Here is a 24,096-nt window from a genome sequence, read left to right on the forward strand (position 1 = left end):
AGCATGGGATGTGATGTGGATTACGTCCAAGACAAATTTTCACTACCACACATAGGGCGTACCTATGTCAGGAGGATGCGTGGACATTCGGCAATTAACGTACTTTCTCGGAATTATTGATTATGGGGGATTTGGCAAAGCGGCAGAAGCTTTGCACGTTGCACAGCCGTCGCTATCGCAATCCATTCGCGTCCTCGAGCGCCGCTTGGGAGTAGAGCTGTTTCATCGCACCGGCCGCGGTGCTGAATTAACCAGCGCGGGCGAAAGATTAGTTTTGCCCGCACGCCAGGTGCTACGCGACTTAGATGCCGCACGTCGCGCCGTATCGTCTGTGCGCGAATTGGAATCCGGCACAGTCAATATCATCGCTATGCCCAGTCCCGGCGTCGAGCCTCTAACCGGACTGATCAAAGCATTCCACGCACGCTATCCCGGCATGATGGTCAACGTCGAAGGGTCTTTTACCCCCGCAGAAACCGTCGAAGCCATCCGTTCCGGCACTGCAGAAATCGGCTTGCTTGGCTCCTCGGGCCAGCCGCATACTGCGGATTTAGATGTGTGTCAGTTGGAATCGCAGCCCTTGGTCCTCATTTCTCCACCAGGTACGGAAGCTGATTCGGACACCATTGAGCGCCAGCACCTTGATGGTCTGCGGTTTGTTATATCCCAGCGCGGATCGCTCATGCGGCAATTGATTGATAGTGCGTTGGTGCATGATTCATCGACAAGCGTCATTGCGGAAATGGCACACCGAACCTCCCTGCTGCCTTTAGTGTGCGCGGGCGTGGGGCACACAGTCATGCCGGATTCGTGGCGCGATATTGCTGCCAGCAGTGGGTGCGTGGTGCGCCGAATCGTTCCCGAAGTGCACCTGGATATCTTCGTAGTCAGCCGCAAAGGCGAACTTAGCCCCGGCGCCGAGGCATTGATGTCTTTGATTCACAGCCGAGCGTTGGGGCTTGATTTCAGCACATAGTAAAAACCTATGTGGGGCAATGAAAATAGGTCTTGGACTTCCCTTGCGTGCGAAATTTAAATGGAATGTGTCAGCAGTCACTCTCAAAGCAAGGAAAAGCACATGAGTTCGCAAACATTTGAAATCGCGTCCATCCCCGCCGATGGCGTCGGCCACGAAGTTGTTGAAGCCGGACGCGACGTTCTTGACGCCTTGGCGAAGAATTCCGGCGGTGCCTTCTCATTCGACTGGAAGGATTTCGACTGGGGCAGCGAATACTACGCCCGCACCGGCCGCATGATGCCAGAAGATGGCCTGGACCAGCTCAAAGACCTTGATGCCATCTTCTTCGGCGCTGTGGGTTGGCCAACCGTGCCGGACCACGTGAGCTTGTGGGGCCTGCGCATCGCCATCTGCCAGGGCTTTGACCAGTGGGCCAATATTCGCCCGGTCAACTTCCTGCCAAATGTGAAATCACCCATCGTCGATGCCCACGAGCGCAACCTGGACTGGATTGTTGTTCGCGAAAACTCCGAAGGCGAGTACTCGGGTTTCGGCGGCCGTAACTTCTCTGGCCGCGATGGCCTGGGCGAGGTCGCGACGCAGGCGGCCGTGTTTACCGAGGTCGGTTGCGAACGCATCTTCCGCTACTCCTTCGAACTTGCGCGCACCCGCGACCGTAAGAAGCTGTCGAAGGTTACTAAGTCCAATGCACAGCAGTACGGCATGGTGCTGTGGGATGACGTATTCGATCGTGTGGCCCAGGACTACCCAGATGTAGAAACTGAATCAGTGCTTGTCGATGCCATGGCCGCCAAGTTCGTCCTCACCCCCGAAGACCTCGACGTGGTGGTTGCATCCAACCTGCATGCCGATATCCTCTCCGACTTGGGATCCGCCATGGCCGGTTCCTTGGGTCTGGCTGCAAGTGCGAACCTTAACCCAGAGCGCCGTTTCCCATCCATGTTCGAGCCAGTCCACGGCTCCGCGCCCGATATCGCTGGTCAGGGTATTGCGAACCCAGTCGGCCAGATTGGTTCAGCAGCGTTGATGCTCGATCACTTTGGCTTGGATGTCGAAGCTAAGCGCGTGCGCTCGGCGATTGAAAAGACATGCGCCGACGGTATCCGCAGCCGTGAGGTAGGAGGCAATTCTTCGACCAAGGATATTACGGCCGCCATCATCGACAACCTGGCCTAATGTCTCAGGTCCTCATCTGCCGCGATAAGTTCAAGGGCTCCGCCACATCGGCAGCAGTATCCCAAGCTTTAGCCAAAGGCTTGGAGCAGGCGGGGCACACAGTATCTATTGCACCGCTTGCCGATGGCGGCGACGGCACCTTAGAAACCTTCGACTCCTTGGGTTATCACCGGGTCTCTGCACAAGTGCATGACTCCAACGGCGACATCATTACCGCAGAGTACGCGCTGAAAGATTCCACCGCTGTCATCGAAATTGCTCGCGCGTGTGGCTTGCATGATCAACGGCCCACCTCAGAAGCCGCAGTTCAGGCGGGCTCTTGGGGAGTGGGGGATCTGATTGCCTCAGCTGTCGATGCCGGCGCGCACCGCATCATCATCGGACTCGGCGGCAGCGCAACCACCGATGCTGGATTCGGCATGGCCCAAGCATTAGGCGTGCGGTTTCTCAATTCCGCGGGCGCTGAAATAACGCAGGTCAGAGACTTAAACCTCGTTCACAGCTTCAGCCTGGAAAAGTTCGACCCGCGCCTTGCAGAGGTGGACTTTATTATCGCATCTGATGTGCGCAATCCCTTGTATGGAACCAACGGCGCTGCGGCTATCTATGGTCCGCAGAAGGGATTAAGCGACACCGATATCATCCGCGTTGACGCAGCAATCAAGTACTTTGCCACCGTGGTTGAAAAGAGTGGCGAAGCACAATGTCCCGGAGCCGGTGCCGCCGGCGGGCTAGGTTTTATGGCGATGGCGCTTCTCGATGCCGAGATGCGCTCCGGCGTCGACATGATCCTCGATGAAACAGGTGGTGAAAAACTCCTCGACGAAGCCGATTTAGTTATTACCGGCGAAGGCCGCATCGATACGCAAACACTCAGCGGCAAAGCGCCGGCTGGCATCGCCGAGCGCGCACGTGCCCGCGGCATTCCAGTCGTTGCTGTGTGCGGACAAAATTCCCTCCCGGAGGCATCATCAAGCACTCTTTTTGAAGCGATATACGCTCTCACCGACTTTGAGGCAGACATTGCCGAGTGCATCCACAACCCATTGCCCATCCTCGAACGCATTGCTTCCGATATCGCTTGTAGCCACCTTGCCGACGATCGTGACAAGTCACCCTAGAGCTGATATTCTTTATATCAACATGGCGTCCCGCTCTCTTTGAGAGTTAGGGGCGTTTTCTAATTCGGGTTCAAAGAAGTTGTCTGAATGAGCATATAACCTCTTCAGCATGAGTAACTATCGGAAAAGTACTTAACTATCGATGAACAAATCGAGCTTCTTAAGAGTCGGGGAATGGTTATCAATGACCATGATTATGCTTGGCGTCTGCTCGCAAAGGTTGCCTACTACCGGCTGAGCGGATACTGGTACCCACAAAGAATAATCACAGGTGGAGTTAGGAAAGAACAATTTCTTCCAGGCACTACGCTTGAGTCAATTGAAGCAATATATCTATTTGATAAGGATCTAAGGATCCATGTTTTTAAAGGTATCGAAATAGTCGAGGTTGCCTTAAGGGCTGCTTTAGGAAATGTAATCGGTAAGCACGGAAGCATGGCGCATACAGATCCAACCATATTTCGCACTAAATTTTCCGGTTATGACAGGGCACGGGGATTCTACGACCCGAAGTCCAACAAAAATAATAACTCACATCAATCCACTATTGATAGCTTGGAACGAAAAACTCGCCGCGCTAGACACGATTTCGTTCGGCATATTAAAGATAAATATGGACTTCCCTTGCCGGTATGGGTAGTTACTGAAGTGATAGATTTCAGTGATCTTTCTAAATTGTACGAAGGACTTTTGGAAGAAGATCAGTGGAACGTTGTGAAGAAATTTAACTTCGAGGACGTAGTTGATAAGAATCCAGGAGGAGCCTCCAGAAAATTTGTAATCACGCTAGCGAATTGGCTTGAGGTATTAACCTTCACGCGTAATTCTTGTGCTCACCACTCGAGAATGTGGAACGCAAACTTTACGCGTCAGATTTCTGCGACAAAGTTGCTTCCAGAAGAAGTGGAACACTTATCTTTAACTACTGATGCTCAAAGAGCACGAATTTATCCGGCACTAGTTGTGATTGCATGCATCATTAAGAGAATTGAACCTAATACTTCATGGCATAGGGAACTAGTCACGTTGATGAACAAATTTGCAGAGACAGGGCGTAACGAGGGCGAGATGGGTTTCGTGGACAATTGGCGGAGCAAGTCCGTTTGGGCGTAGGCGTCTCAACTCCAGAATCAAAGTGCAATCACGAGGTGTGAGGAACGTAGCTAGGATTGCCTTATGAGCGATTTGCAGCATGCCCACACGGTAGATGAGGCCATTGAGCGACTAGTTCAGCTGTACGATTCTTCGTGCGAGTTGGCAAGAAAATCCCTGGAGACAGGCGATTATGATGCTTACCGGCACGTGGTCTATCCGAAGATTGTGGTCGATGTCCGCGAGTGGCGCCCCATCGACCGTTCACAGCCATATGGTTATGTTGATGAAGCCGGCCGTTATAGCGCGACGATTTCTAAGCCCTATGTCATTCGTGACTATCTGCATGAGCAATTGGAGCGACTGACGGAGAATTACCCCTGCGATATCTTCGTGGGTCAATCCGATGTGCGCATTCCGCCGGAGTACATCCGCAATATTGGGGATACTTCAGAAGCGCGCCGGGCGGGTGATGTTGCAGATGCAATTCCGCGACCGACTCTCGATGAAGTCCATGACGCCATTATTGATGGTGAGTGGGACGCTTTTCACGGCGAAGAAAAGCCGCTATTTCATTTCGGTCCGCAGCGCTTCGATATCGCGTGCGCGCGCATTGAGCATTACACCGGCATTGAAATTGATACGGTGCAAAAGTTCATCCTCTTTACTAACTACGCCATGCACACCACCGAATTCGTGCGCTTTGGTTTGAGCCAGTTAGCTCAGGAAGACTCGCGCTACACGTCGATGGTGCTGCCTACCGGGGAAACGCTGCATTCTGATGATGCGGTCAATGTGGACTGTGAGCAGCTCACGCTAACCTCACGTTTTCAGATGCCGCGCTTTGACCTAGTCACCGCCGCGGGTGATGGCATCACCATGATCAATATTGGTGTCGGGCCTTCGAATGCGAAGACCATTACGGACTGCTTGGCTGTCTTGCGTCCAGAAGCCTGGATCATGATTGGCCACTGCGCCGGCTTGGATGGACGCATGCGCATTGGGGACTTAATCCTAGGCAATGCCTATCAGCGTCAAGACAATCTCCTCGACGGATATGTGGGCTCTCATAACCCGATTCCCGCCATCCCTGAGGTGCAGCGCATGCTGGAGGCGTCCGTCGATGAAATTTACGGCACCAATAAAACTCTGATGCGTACTGGCACAGTGCTTTCCACCGATGACCGCAATTGGGAGTGGCGCACGAGCCGGCAGCTCTGGGAATGGTTAAAGGCATCCACCGCGGTGGCCGTGGATATGGAATCCTGCACGATTGCTGCCAATGGCTACCGTTACCGAGTTCCCTACGGCACGTTGTTGTCCGTATCGGACTTGCCACTGCATGCGGTTCCGAAACTTCCGGCACAAGCGCAGGCATTTTATTCGAACTCTAAAGAGGCTCACGTGATGTGTGCAGTGCGCACCGTAGAACAGCTGGCGGATAACCCGCAGCGACTGCATACGCGTAAGCTGCGCCGGACTATCGGTGAGGTGCCCTTCCGCTAAACGCGGGGTGCAACTTTCGGAGGAACTTTAGCCCAGGCATTGCGCTTTAGGTAACCCTAACCTTATGGTTGGGTCAATTACATCGCCGATTGTCCCAGAAGAAGGGATATCTCTTAAAGGAGAACAACCATGACTGTTACAACCTCGCAGCCATTGTCCGCAGTGCTGAAGGAAGCTACCGCCACCGCGCATGAGGATGCTGAAGGCTCACGCTTTATGGAAGATCTGTTGGGCGGCAAGCTCAACACCGAAGCGGTTGCTGCATTTACCGGTCAGTTGTGGTTTATTTACGAAGCTTTGGAGCGCGCTGTTCGCGCAATTGAGGACCAGCCTTTGGCTGGTTCGATTGTTGACCGTCGCCTAGAACGCCAGGTTTCCCTCGAGGCTGACCTGGCGGGGATGTACGGCGCGAACTGGCGCGATGCTATCCGTATCTTGCCGGCAACCATGAAGTACGTCTCCCGTCTGGAAGAACTTACGGGCACGGGCGATCCGGTACCGGTAATTGCTCACCACTACGTGCGTTACCTTGGTGATGTTTCTGGTGGTCAGGTCATTGCTGCTCGGTTGGGTACCTACTACGACATCGACCCAGAGTCTTTGAACTTCTACGACTTCTCCGCCATTGGCAAGATTCCTCCATACCGTTCGGGCTACCGCACGGCCCTGGATGAGCTGGACCTTAATGAGGAGCAGCGTGAGAGCCTGCTCGAAGAGGCCCGCATGGCGTTTGGCTTCAACTCTGGTGTATTTGCTGATTTGGCTAAGCGGCACTGCGCTCAGTAAATCGCAAGTGCTGTGACGGCGCGGGTGCGGAGTGAGAAAATCAACTCGTTATACACGCTTTCTTGCCTTAGGCACCCCTGCTTCTCCCCCTAATTTCGGGTAGAAAGAAGTTTGATAGAACCGTTATGAAGTAAAACCTATCAAATTTGAACAATTAAAAATAGTGTGTGGCCTGCGCTTTTGTGTGCATTATCTTAGGGTTTCCAAATTTTGGCTGGCCTAACCTATGTGGCGCATATTCTCCAAACGCTTTAAAGTTGGTACCTGAACGCAGCGCACGAAAGAAATTACGAGGAAAGAGGAAGAATATGAACGAGAAGCTCATCACCGCAATCAACAACCAGGTCACCAACGAGCACCAGGCAGCAATGATCTACACCCAGCTCGGCTACGAGATGGATGATCTGTCCTTCCCAGGCATGCGTGACTGGTTCATGGCTCAGGCAGAAGAAGAGCGTGAGCACGCTCAGAAGTTCGCTGACCACTTGCTGGCTCGCGGCTACCGCGTTGAACTCGGTGACATCACCATGCCTTCCCTGAAGGCAGCAACCCCACTCGATGCTTTCGAGGCATCTTACGCTCACGAGCAGAAGGTCTCCGAGGACATCCGCGAGATCGTCCGCATCGCTGACGAAGTTCAGGACCTGGACTCCCGCTCCATCTTGAACTGGTTCATGAACGAGCAGATCGAGGAAGAGGACACCGTTTCCGAAATCATCGACCAGATCAAGCTGGTTGGCAACGACGGCGCTGGCCTACTGCGCATCGACCGCAGCCTGTCTTCCCGTCAGCCTGCAATCGACGCATAAATCCGCTGTCGATAAATAGATAGTCCCGCCCACTACTTACCTTTGTGTAGGTAGTGGGCGGGTTTATTTGTGAAGTAGTTCATTGGATCAATAACATCTCGGTATATTTATGCAGATTTTCTTTCTTTTTCCCGATGAGGAGTGGAAGAATACTTGCTATGTCATCAAAGCAAAAGATCGCGTTGTGTGCGTTCCTCATTAGTTTGGGGTTTGCCATGTTGTGCGGAGCAACCCTCATGGTTACCCAGGTAGCCTTGGGGACCTTTCTTTTCGCGTTTTCCCTCATGCTTTCCCCGCTGGCCGCAATCTTCATGTTGCTGGTTAGTTGGTACATGAACGTCGGGTCTTTTTCGAAGGCGCTGTTCGGCCTAAGCGGAACATTGGTGTTGGCGTCTTTGGCTTTTGCCGTTTTCACCCCCTTTGGCACGCTGCCGCGAATCAGCATCCCCGTATTTATGGCCGGTACTGCAATTGGCGTCGGGGCGGTTTTATTGGTCAGCCCTTATGCCAAGCTAGGCGGACCTTTTAAGGTGTTCCGGCCGCAATCTGGCACAGCAGTGACAACCACTGCACCTTCTACGACTTCCAGATCTTCGCAAAACCATCAGATGATTGGCAGCTGATAAACACACTCATGTTTCATTAAACTGGACCAGCACACGCCAAGTGGCAAGGAACTGGTTAGAATCTAAACATGAGTACGAGAGTGTTATTTGACCTCTACGGGGTCTTTCTTACCCGCGGGGTAGAGGACTCTCTGCTGCACATCACTGATGCGGTCAATGCAGAGGTGGCTCAGCAATTTCGAAAAACATACTTGGAATTGCGCCCCGAATTAGAAGCCGGGCACATCAGTGATGAGCGCTGGTGGCAGCAACTCGCGCTGCGGTCCGGGGTTGACAATGGCGAAATCTCCGAAATTGCTCGTGCTTTAGAGTCCACCTTTGAGCTCAATACTGAAGGCTTAGAACTGGCTTCCGCAGTCATGGATGCCGGCTTTGTTACAGGGCTTTTCGCTAATATTTCACCCGGACTGGCGCAACTGGCCCGCGAAAGATTTGACTGGATTGAAGACTTCGCTGCCGTCATTTTTAGCTGCGATATCGGAGTGTGTAAACCCGATGCGGCAGCCTTCGACGTAGCGGTGGAATCTCTCGGCGCAACGGCTAAAGACACCGTGTATTTCAGTCCCACACAAGAATTCGTCGATGCCGCACGGAAGATGGGCATCGACGGGTTTGTGTATCAATCACCGCAGCAGGTCTTCGACGTGCTTGACGCTTTCTAACCTCGCAGCGAAGCCCGGCGACGTGGGGTAGGAGCCTCTGCCGGTGGCGAGCTGGGCTGCAGGGATAAAGGCACGCGCAAAAGTGGGTCGAGTGCTACAGCGCGTGCAATCGCGCGAACAATCTCATGGTGGGTTGGGATCAAGCGCAGCTGCAGAGCGTGGATATCGGCGCCATCGCGACGCTCAGCGATAAACTCGCGGACATATGAAGCGAAAAGCTTAGCGGCACGAGGGTCATCAATAAAAGCTGAGCCTGCCAAGACTACGGTCACAGGATTGTGCTCAACCACTAGGTCAGCGGCGATGGACGCCAAAAGGCGTGCGCGTTCATCCAGGATGCTGCGTGCTGTCTCATTGTCTTCTGCTACTTTAGCGGCTTCAGCCAGGGTGGTGACGTGAATATCGTCGACAGCCAGGGCATCCAAGACAGCTTGGGTGGACACATTATCTTCTGATGCGGCCTCTTTTAAGTTGAGCAACTCCGAAGAAATAGTTGGCAGTGGCACCAACTGGGTCACGCCCTCTTCGGTGGATAGGGCAGCGCCAGTGGAGTCATCAGCGAAGAGAACCAATACATTTTCTTGCTTATCTAGTTCCGCGCTTTGGGTTTCCGAGCCCAAAATCGCCGGAATAGCAGAAGAGACAACCACCGGAACATTAAACTGGTAGCGCAGTCGCTCAGCGATGTCCACGCCTTCCCAACCCAGGTTCGAAGCCCATACGAGGCCGTCCTCATCGACGTTGCCCGAGGTGGTCACGCCTACGGAGACTAAGGTGCGCGAGATGCCAGTGGTTAGACGGTTTACGCCAGCCATGATGTGCTCGATGAAATCGGATTCGCTCAAGCGTGCAACCGGGGTCGCGATATCGTCTTCGCGCAGAGTGCGGCCCATGGTATCGAATAATGCAATATGGGTGCGCGAGGTTCCAATCGCGATACCGGCCAGGATCCACTTGCTATCAGCTACCTCTAAAGGAACGGTAGGACGTCCACGGCCCCGGGTGCGGGTGAGATCGGTGCGTTCCTGCACCAGGCCAGCCTCTAATAACGCTGCAGTAGCGCGAGTAATGGTGGGCTGAGATAGTCCAGTAGCCTCTACTAATTCGCTGCGCGTGATGATCGGATTGAGTCGCACCAAATGCAGGCAGCGCGCAGCGGGAGTTTGCGGAGGGGTAAAGACTGGACCTGGCTTAATCATGAAGTCATACTAACCTGCCTAGACCGCATTGTCTAATAACGTCGACCGAGCTGTCTACAGAAATTCAAGATTTAAGATTCCACCTGTGCAAACCTGCAGGTGGTGAGCTGTAGACCAAGTGGTACAGGTTTACATATCCAAGATCTTTGGCAACACTTGTGCTGCTGTGTCTTCTAGCCATACCGAAGCTAAATCCGTAAGCTCGCTGCGCTGCGGGGATATCTCAATGATCGGTGTGCCTTGGCGGTGTGCAAGGGTCGGAAGTCCCGCTGCCGGCCATACGGAACCAGAGGTTCCCACGATGACTACTGCATCGGCCGCCCGAATATTCTCTTCTGCCTTTTGCCAATGGTCCTGCGGCAGGGACTCCCCAAACCACACCACGCCAGGGCGGATGGAACCGCCGCAGTCTTCGCACAGTGGTGGAGAGAGTCTTTCAACTGGGGTGTTCGGAAGCTCTATGTCGTGCGGGTAGGGAAGGTGGCAGGAGGAGCATCGAAAAGCGAAAAGCGATCCGTGAAGATGTGCAACGTCTCCGGATCCTGCTCGTTCGTGCAGGTTATCAATGTTTTGTGTCGTAACAGAAACTGTGCGGGATAAGTTAGCAATTGCCTTGTGTCCCGCATGCGGATCGGCTTTTCGCGCCAGATGTGCGCGCCACAAATACCACGCCCACATGGGCTCTGGATCCCGTTGCCATGCCTCAAGGGAAGCCATATCCTGTGGATTTACTTTTTCCCACAGCCCAGTACGCGCATCACGGAAGGTGTCCAGACCAGAATCGGCCGACATTCCGGCGCCGGTGAAAAAGTGCACGTGGGAGGCCGCATGAATGATCTCACTTGCTTGAGCCACGGTAGTCATGCCTGTCAGCTTATATGCTTTAAGGCATGAAATCAGTCGCTATTTATTGTGGATCTTCTATGGGAAGCTCCCCGCGGTATGCGGAGGTAGCCAAAGAAATGGGCGAGGAGCTGGCGCGTCGCAACCTGCGGGTCGTCTACGGCGGCGGCAATGTGGGGCTTATGGGCACGGTGGCTGATGCCGCGTTGGCTGCTGGTGGGGAAGTCGTCGGCGTTATTCCACGCCAGCTGATTAATCGGGAAATGGCGCACGCGGGGCTGACTGATTTAGAGGTGGTCGACACCATGGCGCAACGCAAAACCCGCATGGAAGAGCTTGCCGATGCCTTCGTCTGCCTGCCCGGCGGTGTTGGCACCTTGGAAGAAGTGGTGGAGGTGCTCACCATGCAGCAGCTTGGACACGTCCAAGGGCCGGTGGGATTGGTTAACGTCGATGGGTTTTGGGAACCTTTCGTGCGCACCTTGGAGTCGATGGTGGCTTGTGGTTTTGTGCAATCCCGCTACATTGATGCCATAGCGTTATCTTCGGACCCAGCGGAGATTCTGGACGAATTTGCTGGTTGGAGTCCAATTGGCGCCAAATGGAGCTGATGTGGACACGCCACGCCGTGGATAAGGTGTGCACGCTGCATTATTGAAAGATAGACTTTGACGATATGAGTTCTGAGCACCAACCTGCTCGCGAGCCATCCTTATTGGATGCCTCCTGCGATAATTTTCTTGCAGACCTAGCGAAGCTAAGCCCAACGGATGCAACCGAATGGGGCATCGAAGGCTACGAAGGCGACCTGCAGGACTTTTCTCCTGACTACTTCACCGCGGTTGCAGACCGTACCCGTGAGATGGTCGCGGACCTAGACGCGCTAGATGACAGCACCGATGAGTCCGACGATGATGACGATTTTGATGACGTAGATTATGTCACCGCAGCAGTCCTGCGTGACCGTTTGTGCCTGGAGCTGGACCTGCACCACCACGGTGAGGATATCCGCAATCTCAATAACATTGCCTCCCCGGTACAAACCATCCGCGACACCTTGCTGCTGATGCCACACGACACCGCTGAGCAAAAAGACGCAATTCGCTCCCGGTTGTCTAAGGTCGAGGCATCGCTGCAGGGCTACCGCGAATCTTTGGTCGAGGCCGCGAACCAGGGCATGGTTCCACCTACCCGCCAGATCAATGAAGTTATCGGCCAGTGCAATGCGCTTGCCGATGCCTCCTCGATGCTCGACGAACTCGGCTTAGAAGAGGGCAACGCAGAGGTCGAATCCGCAAAGGCAGCTTTCGATGACTTCTCGGGCTGGCTTTCTGTAGAACTGCAGCCTTCTTCTGCCAATGAAGATGCTGTGGGACGAGATCGTTATGCCCGTTTCTCGAAGCTTTTCGTTGGCGATTCCGTTGACCTCGATGAAGCTTATGAGTGGGGTCTGCACCGACTGCAGGAAATTCACGCTGAGCAGCTAAAGCTTGCTGAGGAGCTCTATGGTCCTGGCACCGCGCTGCGCACGGCGGTACGCAAGCTCAACGCCGATGAGCGCTACCAATTGCACGGCACTGATGCGCTCGTGGAGTGGATGCAAGGCGTTGCCGACAAGGTCATCTCCGACCTCAACGGCACCTACTTTGATATCCCCGAGCAAATCCAAACTATTGAGTGCAAGATTGATCCAGCCGGCACTGGCGGCATCTTCTACACTCAGCCGACTGAGGACTTCTCCCGTCCCGGCCGTATGTGGTGGTCGGTTCCTGCAGGCCAGGAAATCTTCCACACTTGGCAAGAGCTGACCACCGTGCACCATGAGGGCGCGCCAGGTCACCACCTGCAGATTGGTACTGCGCTTTTGGAGCCGAACCTGAACTCCTGGCGTCGTAACGCCTGCTGGAATTCCGGACACGGCGAAGGCTGGGCCCTGTATGCCGAACAGCTCATGGCGGAGCTAGGCTACCTCGAAGATCCTGGCTACCGCATGGGACTTTTGGATTCCCAGCGCCTGCGCGCTGCACGTGTAGTTGTAGATATCGGACTGCATTTGGGCAAGAAGACTCCGGACGGTTCTGGCATCTGGGATAAGGCACACATGAAATCTTTCATGCGTGAGAACACCGCCATGGATGACGCGAACCTTGCCTTCGAGGTTAATCGTTATCTGGGCTGGCCAGGCCAAGCCCCAAGCTATGCGATCGGTGAGCGCCTGTGGGAAAAGACCCGCGATGACGCAATAGCCCAGGGCATGACTCCGCGCCAGTTCCACTCTGAGGCTCTAGCGTTGGGTTCTATCCCGATGTCGATTTTGCGTGAGGCCATCCTGGATTAATTCGTCAATTTTGCGAAATCCTTTAAAAGGGTGGTTCTTCGGCCGTGGCGTTTTCTTTCTTCTTGCGCCACGGCCGTTTCCAATTGCGCGGTAGGCGGCATGCGGCTTGAGCTTTGTATTTGAATTCTTCTAGCAGATTTTCCGGTACAAGGTTTGCGAGTCTGTCGACTTGTTCCTGAACCCTGCGCTCGATTTCTTCCTTTTCAGCCGCGACTAGCTTCTTATGCACTCGCACCCACCCCGCGATGTCATCTGGTGGGGTGAAGTTGAGCCCCATGATGTTTGCGGCTTCGATGAGCATGAATACGTTGGGGCTAATCGTCTGCGGAAACGGTTTGGTGAAGTCACCTTCGCGAAGCCAAGCTTGGGCAAGTTTGACATCATCGACCCAGGTTTCATCCGTGAGGTCTTGTAGCTCCTGCTCGCGCTTATCTGCAGCGGCGCGCTCGTGATACCAGTCATCGATTTCTTGGGCCTGCTCGTGCGCGCGTTCCTGCGCATTTTTGCGCCGAGCGACAATCTTTTGAGCGAAAGTCTGCAGCCAATTCTTCGCCCCGCGCCCAATCGGGCCATCCTGCGCGGAATCCGAGACCCAGGTTCCATCTTCGAAAATCCAGTAAATGATGTCTGAGATAGGGTCGACGATGTAATGCGCACGAGTATCGGTCTTGACGTTGTGGTGGTGTTGGCACAGTGCGAACAAGTTTGACGGCGAGGTCGGACCACTCTCATCAAAGTTGTGGCGATGGTCGAGCTGGCAGTGCTGGGCTGGTACTGAACATCCAGGCCAGCGGCAGGTGCCGTCGCGTCCTTCGACGAAGGTGCGGATGGCATCCGTTGGCCGGTAGCTATCGGTTTCTGCAGTGGCAGCGGCGTCCATGTCGATGATGGTCGCGTCTTCCCGAAGCCGCTCGACGGTTTCTGGCCCGACCCAACCCACGCCCTGCAGGTACGCCGGTACCCCCTCGAGATCCTTTGCGGTAAATAACACGAGCTTGGTCTGAACCTGTTTGGCGTCAAGCTCCCCAGATAAGATTTTGAGAATTGCTTCAGCACGACTGATGCCTAATTCTCGCGCAGTGGCCTTCACGCTGTCGTGAGCTGCCTCGATTTCTTCGTGTGGGGCTTCAATAGTAAGCGATGAGGCGTTTGCGCTCACCTGGGTTTTGGTGAATCGTCGTTGTGGGCGTGGGTCTTTAACGGGAATACGGTCATCGAATTCGGCGACCATTTGGCGCACTCGTTGCCCAATGTTTCTTGGGCTGGGCAATTGTTGGTTGGCAGTACGTGGGGTGAGATAACTGGTTATTTTGGCATCCAGCTCGGTCATCACCTCTGGTTCGGGAGTTGCACCAAGCTTTGATAAAGCAGTGTCGATTGCAATAATTCGGGGAAAATCTAAATGCCAGTGAGTTGTAATGGCCTTATGGAGTTGCGGTAATTCAGTGGTTAAGCGCTGTAAAGCGACCAGGATTTTAATAACGTTATCGGCTGATTGGCCCGCGTGACGAGCATATTTTTCGCTAACTAATTCGCTATCTTCTTCGAAGTCTGGAATGAGCTTTAACCAAGCTTCATACTCCATGCTGCGGGCGGTGGAATAAAGTTGGGATAGTGGATTCTCTGGATTGTTGACTGCATAGAAACACGTACTCATCGCATATCCGTTCAACTAGAACACATTTTCTAAACATGATGATATAGCCCTTCTGGCTTTCCGTCTAGTCGAACAAAGTAACGAAATTAAAACGTTTACACTTACCCTCAGGTGTTAGGCGGTGAGGATTTGTTCAATGCCGAGTCCGATGCCGAGCGCAATTAAGACGATGCCAGATAGAATCCGCACGGTATTGGCAACTTTGGGACGGTTGGCCAAGACGGTGGCTGCGCCATATCCGACGGCCAGGTAAACCGCCGCGCAACCAATGATGTGGATAAAGCCTAAGACTAAAATCTGCGCGCCAACCGGTAGTGCGGCTGCCTGGCTGGTGAATTGAGGCAATAATGCCAGGAAAAACAAGTAGGTCTTGGGGTTGAGCGGGTTAATTCCCATGTCTTTGACAAATAGGCGGGTGCCGGATGCTGGTGCCACATTCATCTTCATCTGGGCCGAGGGTGCTTGCCGCAAGGTTTGCACGCCCAGCCATACCATGTAAGCCGCGCCGGCTAGGGTGAGTACAAGCATTGCGGTATCGGATGCGGTCATAATCACCGCCACGCCAGCGGCCACAATCAATGTCGCGGTGACATGCCCGCCGAGCGCGCCTCCCACGGCCCAGCGCATTTGTGGTTTACCGGAAATGCCGGAAGCGATGATGTGCGCCCAGTCCACGCCGGGGGTCAGTGCCAGCAAGATTGAGACCGACCAAAACGCTGCTCCAGCGACCAATCCATCAGAAATTTTCTCCTTTGAAGCGTATCAGATGGAAATATTTCGCCCCAATCATCTCAATTGCTTAAATCTTCTTGAAAGAATTTCAGATCTTTGGAAGATTATTTCCCATGGACGCTATAGATATGAAGATTCTTTCAATTTTAGGTAGGCATGGGCGCGCGACGATGACAGATATTGCCGCGGAATTAAACCTCAGCCTCTCAGCTTGTCATCGACGATTCCGGGATTTAGAGGCTTCCGGCGTTATAGATGGCTTTACTGTTCGCGCCGATTTGGATCGGCTGGGGATGCCCTTTGAGGCTCTCGTCTTTGTGAATATGGTTGCTGGTGATTCGACAGTAGTTACTGACTTTGAAAAGGCAGTGAGAGAGATTCCCAATGTGATTCAGGCTTATCGGTTGTTCGGGCAGCCGGACTATCAGCTGCATATCGCGGCGGAGTCTAAAAAGGCTTTTCAGCAGCTTTACGATGAAGTCTTGTCGCAGCTTCCCGGCATTCGTCGATTAACCTCGACGCTTATTATGAGCACGGTGGTGCCGCATCAGATGCCGCAGCCACTTTTAGGAGGTTTTACCCCGGCCACGAAATAAGAACCGGAGAATCTGCGGCAGGTAGGCCGCGACGGTGAGTACCAAGATGAGGCGGATGATCTGTAGGGAGACCACAATTGGGCCGGCGCCGCCTTCGGAGGAAAGTGCCAAGACAGTTTCAAGGGCACCGGGGCTGGTGGCGAGGTAAGCCTCGAAGTAGGTGATGTCGAAGACCGCCATGACCGGCACAGCGAGGGTCGCGCAGGAGCCCAAGATGAGTGCGATGAGCCCAAAGGTGGCCGGTAGCTGGCGTCCAAAGTGGCGCAGCGTGGGCATCGACAAGCCACCGCCGCAGACCCAGCCGATGGACAAGAAAGCAAGGATGCGGAAGATTTCGAGTGGCTGCATGGTGACATCGTCAGGAAGTAAGAAAGACACCAGCACGGTGAGTACAACTGGTCCCATGACGGAGGCGACGGGGATGCGCAGCTTTTTGCCCAAAGGTTCTCCGAATGCTGCAATCGCGATGATCAAAAGTATTACCCACCATTGCGTATTCGCGTGGAGTGAGGCATCGGTATCGCCGGAGGGGTGCGGCATGAACGTCACTAACAGCGGCAAACTGACGGAGACGCACAACAGGCGTAGATACTGTGTGAGGGCGACGTAGCGGAAGTTGGCGCCTAATTCATCGGCAAGCGGCGGCATCATCGATGCACCACCTGGCAGCAGGGAAAGCACACCGGTCTCGCGGGAAATCGCACCCTTTTGCATCTTGGCCAGCAATAGGCCGCCGACCATGCAAAATGCGATGGAGGCGATGCCAACGGCGATGCCCATGGGGACGTATTTGATGAGCTGGCTTGCCGATGACAGCGTCAACGGCACTGCCGCCATAATTCCAATGAACCCGCGTGAGATGCCATAGAAGTGCTTGTTGACCGGCATGTCGCGTTGCGAAATCAGCGCCGCGGCACCCGATGCCACAATAGCTGCGAGAATCCATGCGGCTGGCACATTGAGCCAGTCAAATAGAAAGCCCAGCACCACTGATGCCGGGACCACAACTAACCAGCGGAAATCCATGTGCCTGCCTTAATTATTGGCGTATCCGAGACTCTCTAGGGTATCACCGGTTTATAGTAATGCCATGGAACTAGAGCTTGCGCAGTGGGCGTTTTTGTTGGGCGGCGCCGCAGTTGCCGGCTGGGTGGATGCTGTTATCGGTGGCGGGGGACTAGTGCTTATCCCGTTGATCATGGCGGTGATTCCCGGAGTAGCCCCTGCGACGGCGCTGGCGACTAATAAGCTAGCTGCGGTATCGGGCACGGCATCAGCGGCATTCACGCTGATGCGCACGGTGCAGCCACCGATGAAAGAGACCTTAAAACTAGGGCTCATCGCGGGTATTGCCTCCGGCGTCGGTGCGCTTGCGGCGACGCTGATGCAAGAAGAATTCATGCGCCCGCTGATTATCGTGCTGCTGCTTGCAGTGGGTACCTTCGTGGCATTCAAACCATCGTTTGGCACCGGCAACTCTGATGGCGTGCGCGGTGGTTGGCGCACGTGGGCAGCCCTTGCGGCCTGCGCTGGTATTGGATTCTACGATGGCATCTTTGGTCCGGGTACCGGCATGTTCCTCATCATGAGCTTTACAGCTATCTTCTCGCAGAATTTCATTAAATCTGCGGCCATGGCCAAGGTGGTCAACACCGCGACCAACCTCGGCGGGCTCGCCACCTTCATCATCGGAGGGCACGTGTGGTGGACGCTAGGCATCGCACTAGCTATCGCGAATATCGCTGGTGCGCAACTGGGAGCCCGCACGGTCCTTGGCGGCGGAACGAAGCTGGTGCGCTACGCACTATTGACCCTCGTTGTGGTGATGTCCGTGAACCTCGCCTGGCAGCAGTGGTTTTAGAGACTACATCCGGTTCTTGGTGCGGGCCGTTGCCTGCGCCGTCCACGGATCTTCTGGCCACGGGTGCTTGGGGTAGCGCCCTCGCATATCCGCGCGCACGCCGGCATAAGGGCCAGTCCAGAAACTTTTCAAGTCATCTGTGACGGCGAGTGGTCTTCCCGCAGGCGAGAGCAGATGAAACTGCACGCGCACTCCCGCGCATTCGGGAGACTCTGCCAGACCAAAGCACTCTTGCAGCTTCACGCGTACGACTGGGCGGCCGGTGGAGTAATCGATCCGTGGGTGCGAGCCGGATGGAACTGAGAGTTTCGAAGGTGCAAGCTCATCCAGGGAATTCGCTTCTGGCCAGGGCATAAGTCGCTGCAGAGCCTGGTGCATATCCACGCTCTTGGGTGAGGCGCCATGCGCCATGGCATCAAGTTCGGGACCCAGCCAATACTCGGGGTCAGCGGATTCCACATCGGGCCACGGTTTGCCAAGCTGCGCACGCAAGAAATTCAAACGCTCGCGCAAAGACTGTGCCTTGTCAGAAAAGGTGAAGAGGGAAAGACCGTGGGTGCGGATGCCATCGGCAAGCGCGGCGGAAGCCTGCTCTGGTGGAACCTTAACTGGCGTGCTGGACAGCTCGATGGCTCCTGCGCGCTTAATCGCGCGACCTTGCAGCTTGCCGCCAGTGAAGGTCGCGGTAAGCGTCTCTTCGACGCCGATGATGTCGAGGGCGTCGCGTTCAGAAATGGTCGCCGCCGCGCGAATGACCGAGCCTGCCTTGCCGGCACCGGATTTAGAGACGCTGACCTCGGCGATGGCGAGCCAGTCACTTGCGCGCAAGGCGCTGTATTCCGGAGGCAACCAGGCTCGGGTCCCGGAAGCCAAGAGATAGTCAGAATCGGAAACCTTCTTGGCAATGCGCTGGGGAAACGCAAGACCCGTGATGACGCCAGGATCTTTGCTTCCGGAAGAAGTGGAATCCCTCACTAGGCTGCGTAGGCGTTTGACCTCGCGCTGGGGTGGTTGGGCCGTGGCAATATTGCCCGAGGGGGAGTCAGATAATACTGCGATGGTCTCTGCCGCCTGCGGGCCGCATTCCAGTAGCGCGCGGCCAAGGCGCGGATGTAGTGGCAGCTTGGATAATCTAGTGCCCAGCGCGGTGATCGTCCCATCCTGAATTGCGCCGATATCGGTAAGCGCCTGCTGCGCCTGCAACCAGGCATTATGCGGTGGTTTATCGGGCAGTGGGAAGTCCGCACCGCCACCCCAGGCAGCAATAAGCAGTGCGGCCTCGGTGAGATCGGAGGTGGCGATTTCTGGAGTGATGTGCGCGGCCGCATGCTGATAATCCGACTGCGAATAGGCGCGAACCACGGTGCCAGGTCCTTCACGCCCGGCACGACCTGCGCGCTGATCCACCGTGGACTGCGCAGCGGAAATGGTGACCAGCCCGGTCATGCCGCGTGCGGCATCGCGTCGAGGAACGCGGGAAAGGCCGGAATCCACAACGGCGCGTACGCCCGGCACGGTCAAAGAAGACTCAGCGATGGAGGTAGAGACTACGATTCGTGGGGCATCGGCAGGCGTAAGTGCCTGATCCTGTTCGGCCGAACTAAGCCGGCCGTGTAGAGGCAAGGCGCCGGGAATCTGCATACAGACTTGCTCAACTTCGCGTACGCCAGGAACAAAGACCAGCACGGAATGGCCGGTGCTATCGCGGACTCGTTTTGCCTGAGTAGCTAAGTGCGTAAGGAACTCCCGCGTGCAGCCAGCGCGCCCGGGATGCGGGACATAGTGCGTATCCAGCGGATAGGTCACCGCCGGGGTATCCAGCACGGAAGCATTCATCAAATTTGCGAAATGCTGCGCATCTAAGGTGGCGGACATGGCGACGATGGAGAGGTCATCGCGAAGCTCTGCTAATTCCAACAGCATGGCGAGTACCAGATCGGTGTCTAACTGGCGCTCGTGGACTTCATCGATAGCCACGGCATTAACGCCCGTGAGCTCAGGGTCGGAGAGCAAGCGCCGCAGCAGCACGCCGGGGGTCATAAATTCCACGTGCGTGCCGGGGTGGTGTTCGCCGCGGATGCTAAAGCCGACCTTGTCGCCGATGCGGCTGCTATCGAGCTTCGCCAAACGCCGGGCGGCCGCGCGCACCGCCACGCGTCGGGGTGCGGTGACCAGTACTTTGCCAGAATGATTCGCGAGCGCCGGCGGCACCAGAGTGGTCTTACCGGTACCGGGCGGGGCTTGCACAACCAAGCGGCCGGTCTGCGCGATGAGCTGCGGCAGCCGGTCAATATCGTTGGCCACGGGCAGGCCCTGGCCTATCGCGGACAGATTAAAAGGAGTAGTCATTTATTTATCGAGCGTACGCACTACTTTTCCGGGCGAGCCCAGCACCAAAGAATTATCGGGAATATCGCGGGTGACCAGCGTGCCGGCACCAATGACGCATTGCTTGCCGATGCTAACCCCCGGCAACACAGTTACATTCGCCCCCAACCAGGTGTTCTCCCCAATTGAGATAGGTTTTGCCTGCTCCCAGCCTTCGCGGCGCATCTGATGGTCGGCCACCGGATGCCCGACGGTAATTAGCGAACAGTTGGGGCCAATCATGACATCATCGCCCAAGGTGATTGGTGCTTGCGCCAGGATGGCGGCATTGAAGTTGATGAAGACTCTTTCGCCACAGCGTAGGTTGGTGCCGAATTCAATATTGAGAGGTGTATGGATCATCGTGGAGCCCGAATCCGGGTGAATCAGCTTAGCGATGATCCCGCGTGCCTTTTCCGGATCCGTATTTCCTAAATCATTGAGCTGCTTTGCGAGTTTGAAGCCTCGTACCTGCTCGGACGTAGTCTCTGGGGTACCAGGCATAAACCATTGGCCGGAGACCATGGCTTCCCACTGGTTTTGCTGCTTATCCATAGATTCATTGTGTCAAAAAGCTCGGCGATTAGGATAAGGGCCATGTTGTTTCATGGCATCGAGCGCAATCCGGTGAAGGTAAAGCCAGGGGTTGCGCACATCCCGGGCTGGTTGGATACCTCGGTGCAGCAGGGTTTGGTGAGCCAGCTTCGCGATGAAGCCCGAATCATGGCCGGTACACCTATGGCTATGCACAAGCCGGTGTTGAAATCTGGCGGGCAGATGAGCGTATTCATGCTGCATCTAGGTCACTTCTGGGACCATCAAACTTACCGCTATGTGGACCGCATAGGTGAGACAAAGGTGCGGCCAGTACCGCAGAATCTCCTGGGTATTGCGCAGAGTGGATTGCGCGCAGCAGCCGAGGTCGCTGAGGAGCTTGCTCCCTGGGTCGATAATTTTCGACCCGATATGGCTCTGATTAACTTCTATCCGCCTGGTGCCACGATGGGCATGCATCAAGATGCTTATGAAACCACACTCGCCCCGATTGTGTCCTTGTCCATCGGTGATGAAGCCGTCTTTCGCATCGGCAGTACAGAACACCGCAACAAGCCCTGGGATGATATCGCCCTGCTCTCCGGCGACTTGGTGGTCTTTGGTGGCCCCAACCGCAAAGCCTTCCACGGCGTTCCCGAAACCCGCCCCGGTACCCTCGATGAATCCTGCGGACTGAAAGAAGGCCGCATCAACATCACCTTCCGGCAGGTTTATCCGAGGTAACTGGGAGCGGTACGGTAGACCCTAGGAGCCCCTTGCATTCCTAGTTTGTGAATGAAATCCGTGCGAGGGCTGTGGCAGGCGTCTCATTGGCCTATTGTGGGGTGCATGAGTATCCCAGAGAATCAAAAAGTTGCTGTAGTGACAGGGGCATCGTCAGGAATTGGCGCTGCTAGTGCGCGTTTGTTGGCTAACGATGACTGGCACGTTGTTGTGGCTGCGCGCCGCAAAGACAAGTTAGATGCATTGGCTGACGAAATCGGCGGCACTGCCGTCGAATTGGATGTGACCAGCCAAGAATCCGTGGATGCGCTCGCGGCGCAGCTGCCTCGCGTGGACCTACTGGTCAACAACGCTGGTGGCGCCAAGGGACTGGAACCACTGACGGAAACCTCCATTGAGGACTGGACCTGGATGTATGAAACCAACGTCCTGGGCACCGTGCGGTTGATTCAGGCACTGATTAAGAAGATTGAAGCAGCTCCTGATAACTCCGGGCTGATTATCAACATGGGCTCGATTGCCGGCTGGAGCGTTTACGAGGGCGGATCCGGATACAACGCCGCGAAGCATGGTGTGCGCGTTATTTCGCGTGCGCTGCGACTAGAAAACCACAATATCCGCACCACGGAAATCATCCCGGGCCGTGTGGCAACGGACTTCTCACTCGTGCGTTTCGAAGGAAACGAAGACCGCGCGAAGGCTGTCTACGATGGCCAGCTCAACTTGGTTGCTGATGACGTCGCGGAAGCTGTGCGGTGGGTGGCGTCGTTGCCGAATCACGTCAACATCGACAGGCTAGAACTGAAGCCACGCACCCAAAGCTAAAATCACTGTGTGGCTTTTGCATCATTACTAACACTTACCGGCGTCTGGCTCGCAGTCTGTATCGCCCCCGGCCCTGATGTTGTTCAAGTGATGCGGGTGGCCTCGCGCTCCGTGCGCGCCGGGCTGTGGTGCACTGCCGGTATTACCGCCGGTATTGCGGTGTGGCTGACTGCATCGCTGGCGGGAATGTCCGCGCTGATTGCTACGCACCCCGGGCTGCTGGGGGTGCTGCAGCTTTTCGGCGGACTATTTTTGGCATGGATGGGGATGCAGTCGGTGCGCTCAGGCGTTCGGGCTCGCCGCGCGCCATCGCATATTGTGGCTACGGAAGACTCTCCTGCAGCACCTGTTGCCGAAGCGGAAATGCCTGCGCATGCATTTCGCCTGGGGTTATACACCAACTTGTCCAACCCGAAGGCTCTAGTGTTTTTCGGCGCGGTCTTTGCGCAGTTTATCCGGCCCGAAATGTCTATCGCTTGGACTTTTGCCGTCGGGATTTGGCTGTTGGCATTATCAACGGCGTGGTTTGTAATCGTGACGTTTATCGTGCGCGGCTTTTCCACTTGGTTAGCGAAGTACTCGCCGCTTATCGATGTCATCGCTGGAGTAATCTTCATTATTTTGGGAGCGGTGATGGTCTATGAAGGAATTATCCAACTGCTTTAATAGGTAGTATTGGGCTCATGATTTTTACTACCACGAACAACGTTGAAGGCCGCGAAATTGACACCTATATCCGCATCATCGCGGGTGAAACGGTAGCCGGCATTAACTTCTTAAAAGACATTGGCGCCTCTTTCCGTTCTATTACCGGTGGCCGTTCCGCCGGCTATGAGGAAGAGGCCGTCCGTGCACGTGAATCTGCACTGAATGAACTGTGGAACCGCGGTCAGGAAGTTGGCGCGGATGCCGTGGTAGGCATTGCTTTTGATTACTCACCAATGGGTTCATCCAATGACATGCTGATGGTCACTGCAACTGGTACTGCGGTCAGGCTCAAGCCATTGCAGTAAGAATGTCGGACCTAGATGATGTGTCCCAGCGCGTGCTTGATATCGCCGCGCTGATTCCCCCAGGCAATGTTTCCACCTACGGGGAAGTCGGCAAAGCTGCTGGGGCAGGTCCACGCCAAGTGGGCTCGATCATGCGGCAGTGGGGATCGCGCGTGAGCTGGTGGCGAGTGATCAAAGCCGATGGCACCTCCCATGACTTTGACCGTGCCAAAGCCCATTGGGAAGCCGAAGGCATCCAGCTACGCGGGAAAGCAGTGCGCATGGATCTATGCGGATTAGATCATAGGGATCTGGTGAACATCGCTAAGCAATAAGCGGTCTGTAAACTAGGTGGTTATGAGCGACATCGAAGTACCGATCTCGGGTGAGTCCATTAAATTAGGTCAGTTTATTAAACTAGCCAGCCTTGTTTCCACAGGTGGGGAGGCCAAAGCAGCGATTGCTGAAGGAGCTGTCACCATCAATGGTGAGGTGGATACTCGCCGCGGTGCGAGTGTGCGCGCTGGCGATAGGGTCTGCATTGGCAACGTTTGTGCGATCGTAACTACGGCTGATGATGACGATGATGACTACTTTGATGAAGCTACCGCCGATGATGATTTTGATCCTGAAAAGTGGAGGAACCTCTAA

Annotated in this window: 26 protein-coding genes; 19 read left to right on the forward strand and 7 right to left on the reverse strand. The window is 55.1% G+C overall.

Annotated elements, in window-relative coordinates:
- Positions 1–79 precede the first annotated feature (79 nt).
- From C5Y44_RS09550 to C5Y44_RS09590, 9 genes are all read left to right on the forward strand, one after another.
- Positions 80–976, forward strand: a complete 897-nt coding sequence (locus tag C5Y44_RS09550; protein WP_105324732.1) for a LysR family transcriptional regulator — start codon at positions 80–82, stop codon at positions 974–976.
- Positions 977–1,078: 102 nt separating this feature from the next.
- Complete coding sequence (locus C5Y44_RS09555) at positions 1,079–2,155, forward strand: tartrate dehydrogenase (protein WP_105324733.1); 1,077 nt, start codon at positions 1,079–1,081, stop codon at positions 2,153–2,155.
- On the forward strand, positions 2,155–3,276 hold the full coding sequence (locus tag C5Y44_RS09560; protein ID WP_105324734.1) for a glycerate kinase: 1,122 nt from the start codon (positions 2,155–2,157) through the stop codon (positions 3,274–3,276). Before C5Y44_RS09555 ends, C5Y44_RS09560 begins: the two co-directional genes overlap by 1 nt.
- Before the next feature lie 174 nt (positions 3,277–3,450).
- Entirely contained in the window at positions 3,451–4,389 is a 939-nt protein-coding gene (locus tag C5Y44_RS09565; RefSeq protein ID WP_105324735.1) for an Abi family protein, read from the forward strand.
- Positions 4,390–4,452: 63 nt separating this feature from the next.
- Positions 4,453–5,874: an AMP nucleosidase gene (gene amn / locus C5Y44_RS09570; protein ID WP_105324736.1), complete on the forward strand. Its 1,422-nt coding sequence runs from the start codon at positions 4,453–4,455 to the stop codon at positions 5,872–5,874.
- Positions 5,875–6,003: 129 nt separating this feature from the next.
- Positions 6,004–6,660 (forward strand): heme oxygenase (biliverdin-producing), encoded by a 657-nt coding sequence (locus tag C5Y44_RS09575; RefSeq protein WP_105324737.1) that lies wholly within the window; start codon positions 6,004–6,006, stop codon positions 6,658–6,660.
- A 308-nt stretch (positions 6,661–6,968) separates the two neighbouring features.
- The gene (locus C5Y44_RS09580) at positions 6,969–7,469 is read left to right on the forward strand and encodes a ferritin (RefSeq protein WP_066792123.1); all 501 of its coding nucleotides are present in this window, start codon (positions 6,969–6,971) and stop codon (positions 7,467–7,469) included.
- A 158-nt stretch (positions 7,470–7,627) separates the two neighbouring features.
- The gene (locus tag C5Y44_RS09585; RefSeq protein WP_105324738.1) at positions 7,628–8,092 is read left to right on the forward strand and encodes a cytochrome C biogenesis protein; all 465 of its coding nucleotides are present in this window, start codon (positions 7,628–7,630) and stop codon (positions 8,090–8,092) included.
- A gap of 71 nt (positions 8,093–8,163) precedes the next feature.
- A complete protein-coding gene (locus C5Y44_RS09590; RefSeq protein ID WP_105324739.1) occupies positions 8,164–8,757 on the forward strand; it encodes an HAD family hydrolase in 594 nt (197 codons plus the stop codon).
- Here C5Y44_RS09590 and C5Y44_RS09595 read toward each other — a convergent pair.
- Both C5Y44_RS09595 and C5Y44_RS09600 read right to left on the reverse strand, forming a co-directional pair.
- Positions 8,754–9,956 carry an ROK family transcriptional regulator gene (locus C5Y44_RS09595; RefSeq protein WP_105324740.1) on the reverse strand — a complete coding sequence of 401 codons (1,203 nt, stop codon included), beginning with the start codon at positions 9,954–9,956 and terminating at the stop codon, positions 8,754–8,756. The two genes, C5Y44_RS09590 and C5Y44_RS09595, sit on opposite strands and share 4 nt — an antisense overlap.
- A gap of 129 nt (positions 9,957–10,085) precedes the next feature.
- Positions 10,086–10,820: an NAD-dependent deacylase gene (locus tag C5Y44_RS09600; protein ID WP_105324741.1), complete on the reverse strand. Its 735-nt coding sequence runs from the start codon at positions 10,818–10,820 to the stop codon at positions 10,086–10,088.
- Positions 10,821–10,846: 26 nt separating this feature from the next.
- On the opposite strand from C5Y44_RS09600, the gene C5Y44_RS09605 reads away from it, so the two are divergent.
- Both C5Y44_RS09605 and C5Y44_RS09610 read left to right on the forward strand, forming a co-directional pair.
- Positions 10,847–11,410, forward strand: a complete 564-nt coding sequence (locus tag C5Y44_RS09605) for a TIGR00730 family Rossman fold protein (protein WP_066792127.1) — start codon at positions 10,847–10,849, stop codon at positions 11,408–11,410.
- Positions 11,411–11,475: 65 nt separating this feature from the next.
- Positions 11,476–13,137 carry a DUF885 domain-containing protein gene (locus tag C5Y44_RS09610; RefSeq protein ID WP_105324742.1) on the forward strand — a complete coding sequence of 554 codons (1,662 nt, stop codon included), beginning with the start codon at positions 11,476–11,478 and terminating at the stop codon, positions 13,135–13,137.
- 22 nt (positions 13,138–13,159) lie between these two features.
- On the opposite strand, the gene C5Y44_RS09615 is transcribed toward C5Y44_RS09610, so the two are convergent.
- On the reverse strand, positions 13,160–14,794 hold the full coding sequence (locus C5Y44_RS09615; protein ID WP_105324743.1) for an HNH endonuclease signature motif containing protein: 1,635 nt from the start codon (positions 14,792–14,794) through the stop codon (positions 13,160–13,162).
- A gap of 114 nt (positions 14,795–14,908) precedes the next feature.
- Positions 14,909–15,526 (reverse strand): LysE family translocator, encoded by a 618-nt coding sequence (locus tag C5Y44_RS09620; protein ID WP_105324744.1) that lies wholly within the window; start codon positions 15,524–15,526, stop codon positions 14,909–14,911.
- A gap of 113 nt (positions 15,527–15,639) precedes the next feature.
- Between C5Y44_RS09620 and C5Y44_RS09625 the strand changes: the two genes are divergently transcribed.
- The gene (locus tag C5Y44_RS09625) at positions 15,640–16,122 is read left to right on the forward strand and encodes an Lrp/AsnC family transcriptional regulator (protein ID WP_105324745.1); all 483 of its coding nucleotides are present in this window, start codon (positions 15,640–15,642) and stop codon (positions 16,120–16,122) included.
- Here C5Y44_RS09625 and C5Y44_RS09630 read toward each other — a convergent pair.
- Entirely contained in the window at positions 16,093–17,148 is a 1,056-nt protein-coding gene (locus C5Y44_RS09630; protein WP_105324746.1) for an AbrB family transcriptional regulator, read from the reverse strand. The two genes, C5Y44_RS09625 and C5Y44_RS09630, sit on opposite strands and share 30 nt — an antisense overlap.
- 64 nt (positions 17,149–17,212) lie before the next feature.
- Here C5Y44_RS09630 and C5Y44_RS09635 point away from each other — a divergent pair, with 64 nt between their 5' ends.
- Positions 17,213–17,983: a TSUP family transporter gene (locus C5Y44_RS09635; RefSeq protein ID WP_105324747.1), complete on the forward strand. Its 771-nt coding sequence runs from the start codon at positions 17,213–17,215 to the stop codon at positions 17,981–17,983.
- 3 nt (positions 17,984–17,986) lie between these two features.
- On the opposite strand, the gene C5Y44_RS09640 is transcribed toward C5Y44_RS09635, so the two are convergent.
- Both C5Y44_RS09640 and C5Y44_RS09645 read right to left on the reverse strand, forming a co-directional pair.
- Positions 17,987–20,332: an ATP-dependent RNA helicase gene (locus tag C5Y44_RS09640; protein WP_105324748.1), complete on the reverse strand. Its 2,346-nt coding sequence runs from the start codon at positions 20,330–20,332 to the stop codon at positions 17,987–17,989.
- A complete protein-coding gene (locus tag C5Y44_RS09645) occupies positions 20,333–20,905 on the reverse strand; it encodes a sugar O-acetyltransferase (RefSeq protein WP_105324749.1) in 573 nt (190 codons plus the stop codon).
- Between the two features lie 42 nt (positions 20,906–20,947).
- On the opposite strand from C5Y44_RS09645, the gene C5Y44_RS09650 reads away from it, so the two are divergent.
- From C5Y44_RS09650 to C5Y44_RS09675, 6 genes are all read left to right on the forward strand, one after another.
- Entirely contained in the window at positions 20,948–21,628 is a 681-nt protein-coding gene (locus tag C5Y44_RS09650) for an alpha-ketoglutarate-dependent dioxygenase AlkB (protein WP_105324750.1), read from the forward strand.
- 105 nt (positions 21,629–21,733) lie between these two features.
- Entirely contained in the window at positions 21,734–22,453 is a 720-nt protein-coding gene (locus tag C5Y44_RS09655) for an SDR family oxidoreductase (protein WP_199186026.1), read from the forward strand.
- Between the two features lie 9 nt (positions 22,454–22,462).
- Entirely contained in the window at positions 22,463–23,119 is a 657-nt protein-coding gene (locus C5Y44_RS09660; protein ID WP_105324751.1) for a LysE family translocator, read from the forward strand.
- A gap of 17 nt (positions 23,120–23,136) precedes the next feature.
- Positions 23,137–23,466: a YbjQ family protein gene (locus C5Y44_RS09665; RefSeq protein WP_105324752.1), complete on the forward strand. Its 330-nt coding sequence runs from the start codon at positions 23,137–23,139 to the stop codon at positions 23,464–23,466.
- Positions 23,467–23,468: 2 nt separating this feature from the next.
- The gene (locus tag C5Y44_RS09670) at positions 23,469–23,780 is read left to right on the forward strand and encodes an MGMT family protein (protein WP_105324753.1); all 312 of its coding nucleotides are present in this window, start codon (positions 23,469–23,471) and stop codon (positions 23,778–23,780) included.
- Positions 23,781–23,802: 22 nt separating this feature from the next.
- Positions 23,803–24,096 (forward strand): RNA-binding S4 domain-containing protein, encoded by a 294-nt coding sequence (locus tag C5Y44_RS09675; RefSeq protein ID WP_105324754.1) that lies wholly within the window; start codon positions 23,803–23,805, stop codon positions 24,094–24,096.

It is taken from the genome of Corynebacterium sp. J010B-136, assembly GCF_002967075.1.
In the GTDB taxonomy this organism is placed as follows: Bacteria; Actinomycetota; Actinomycetes; order Mycobacteriales; family Mycobacteriaceae; genus Corynebacterium.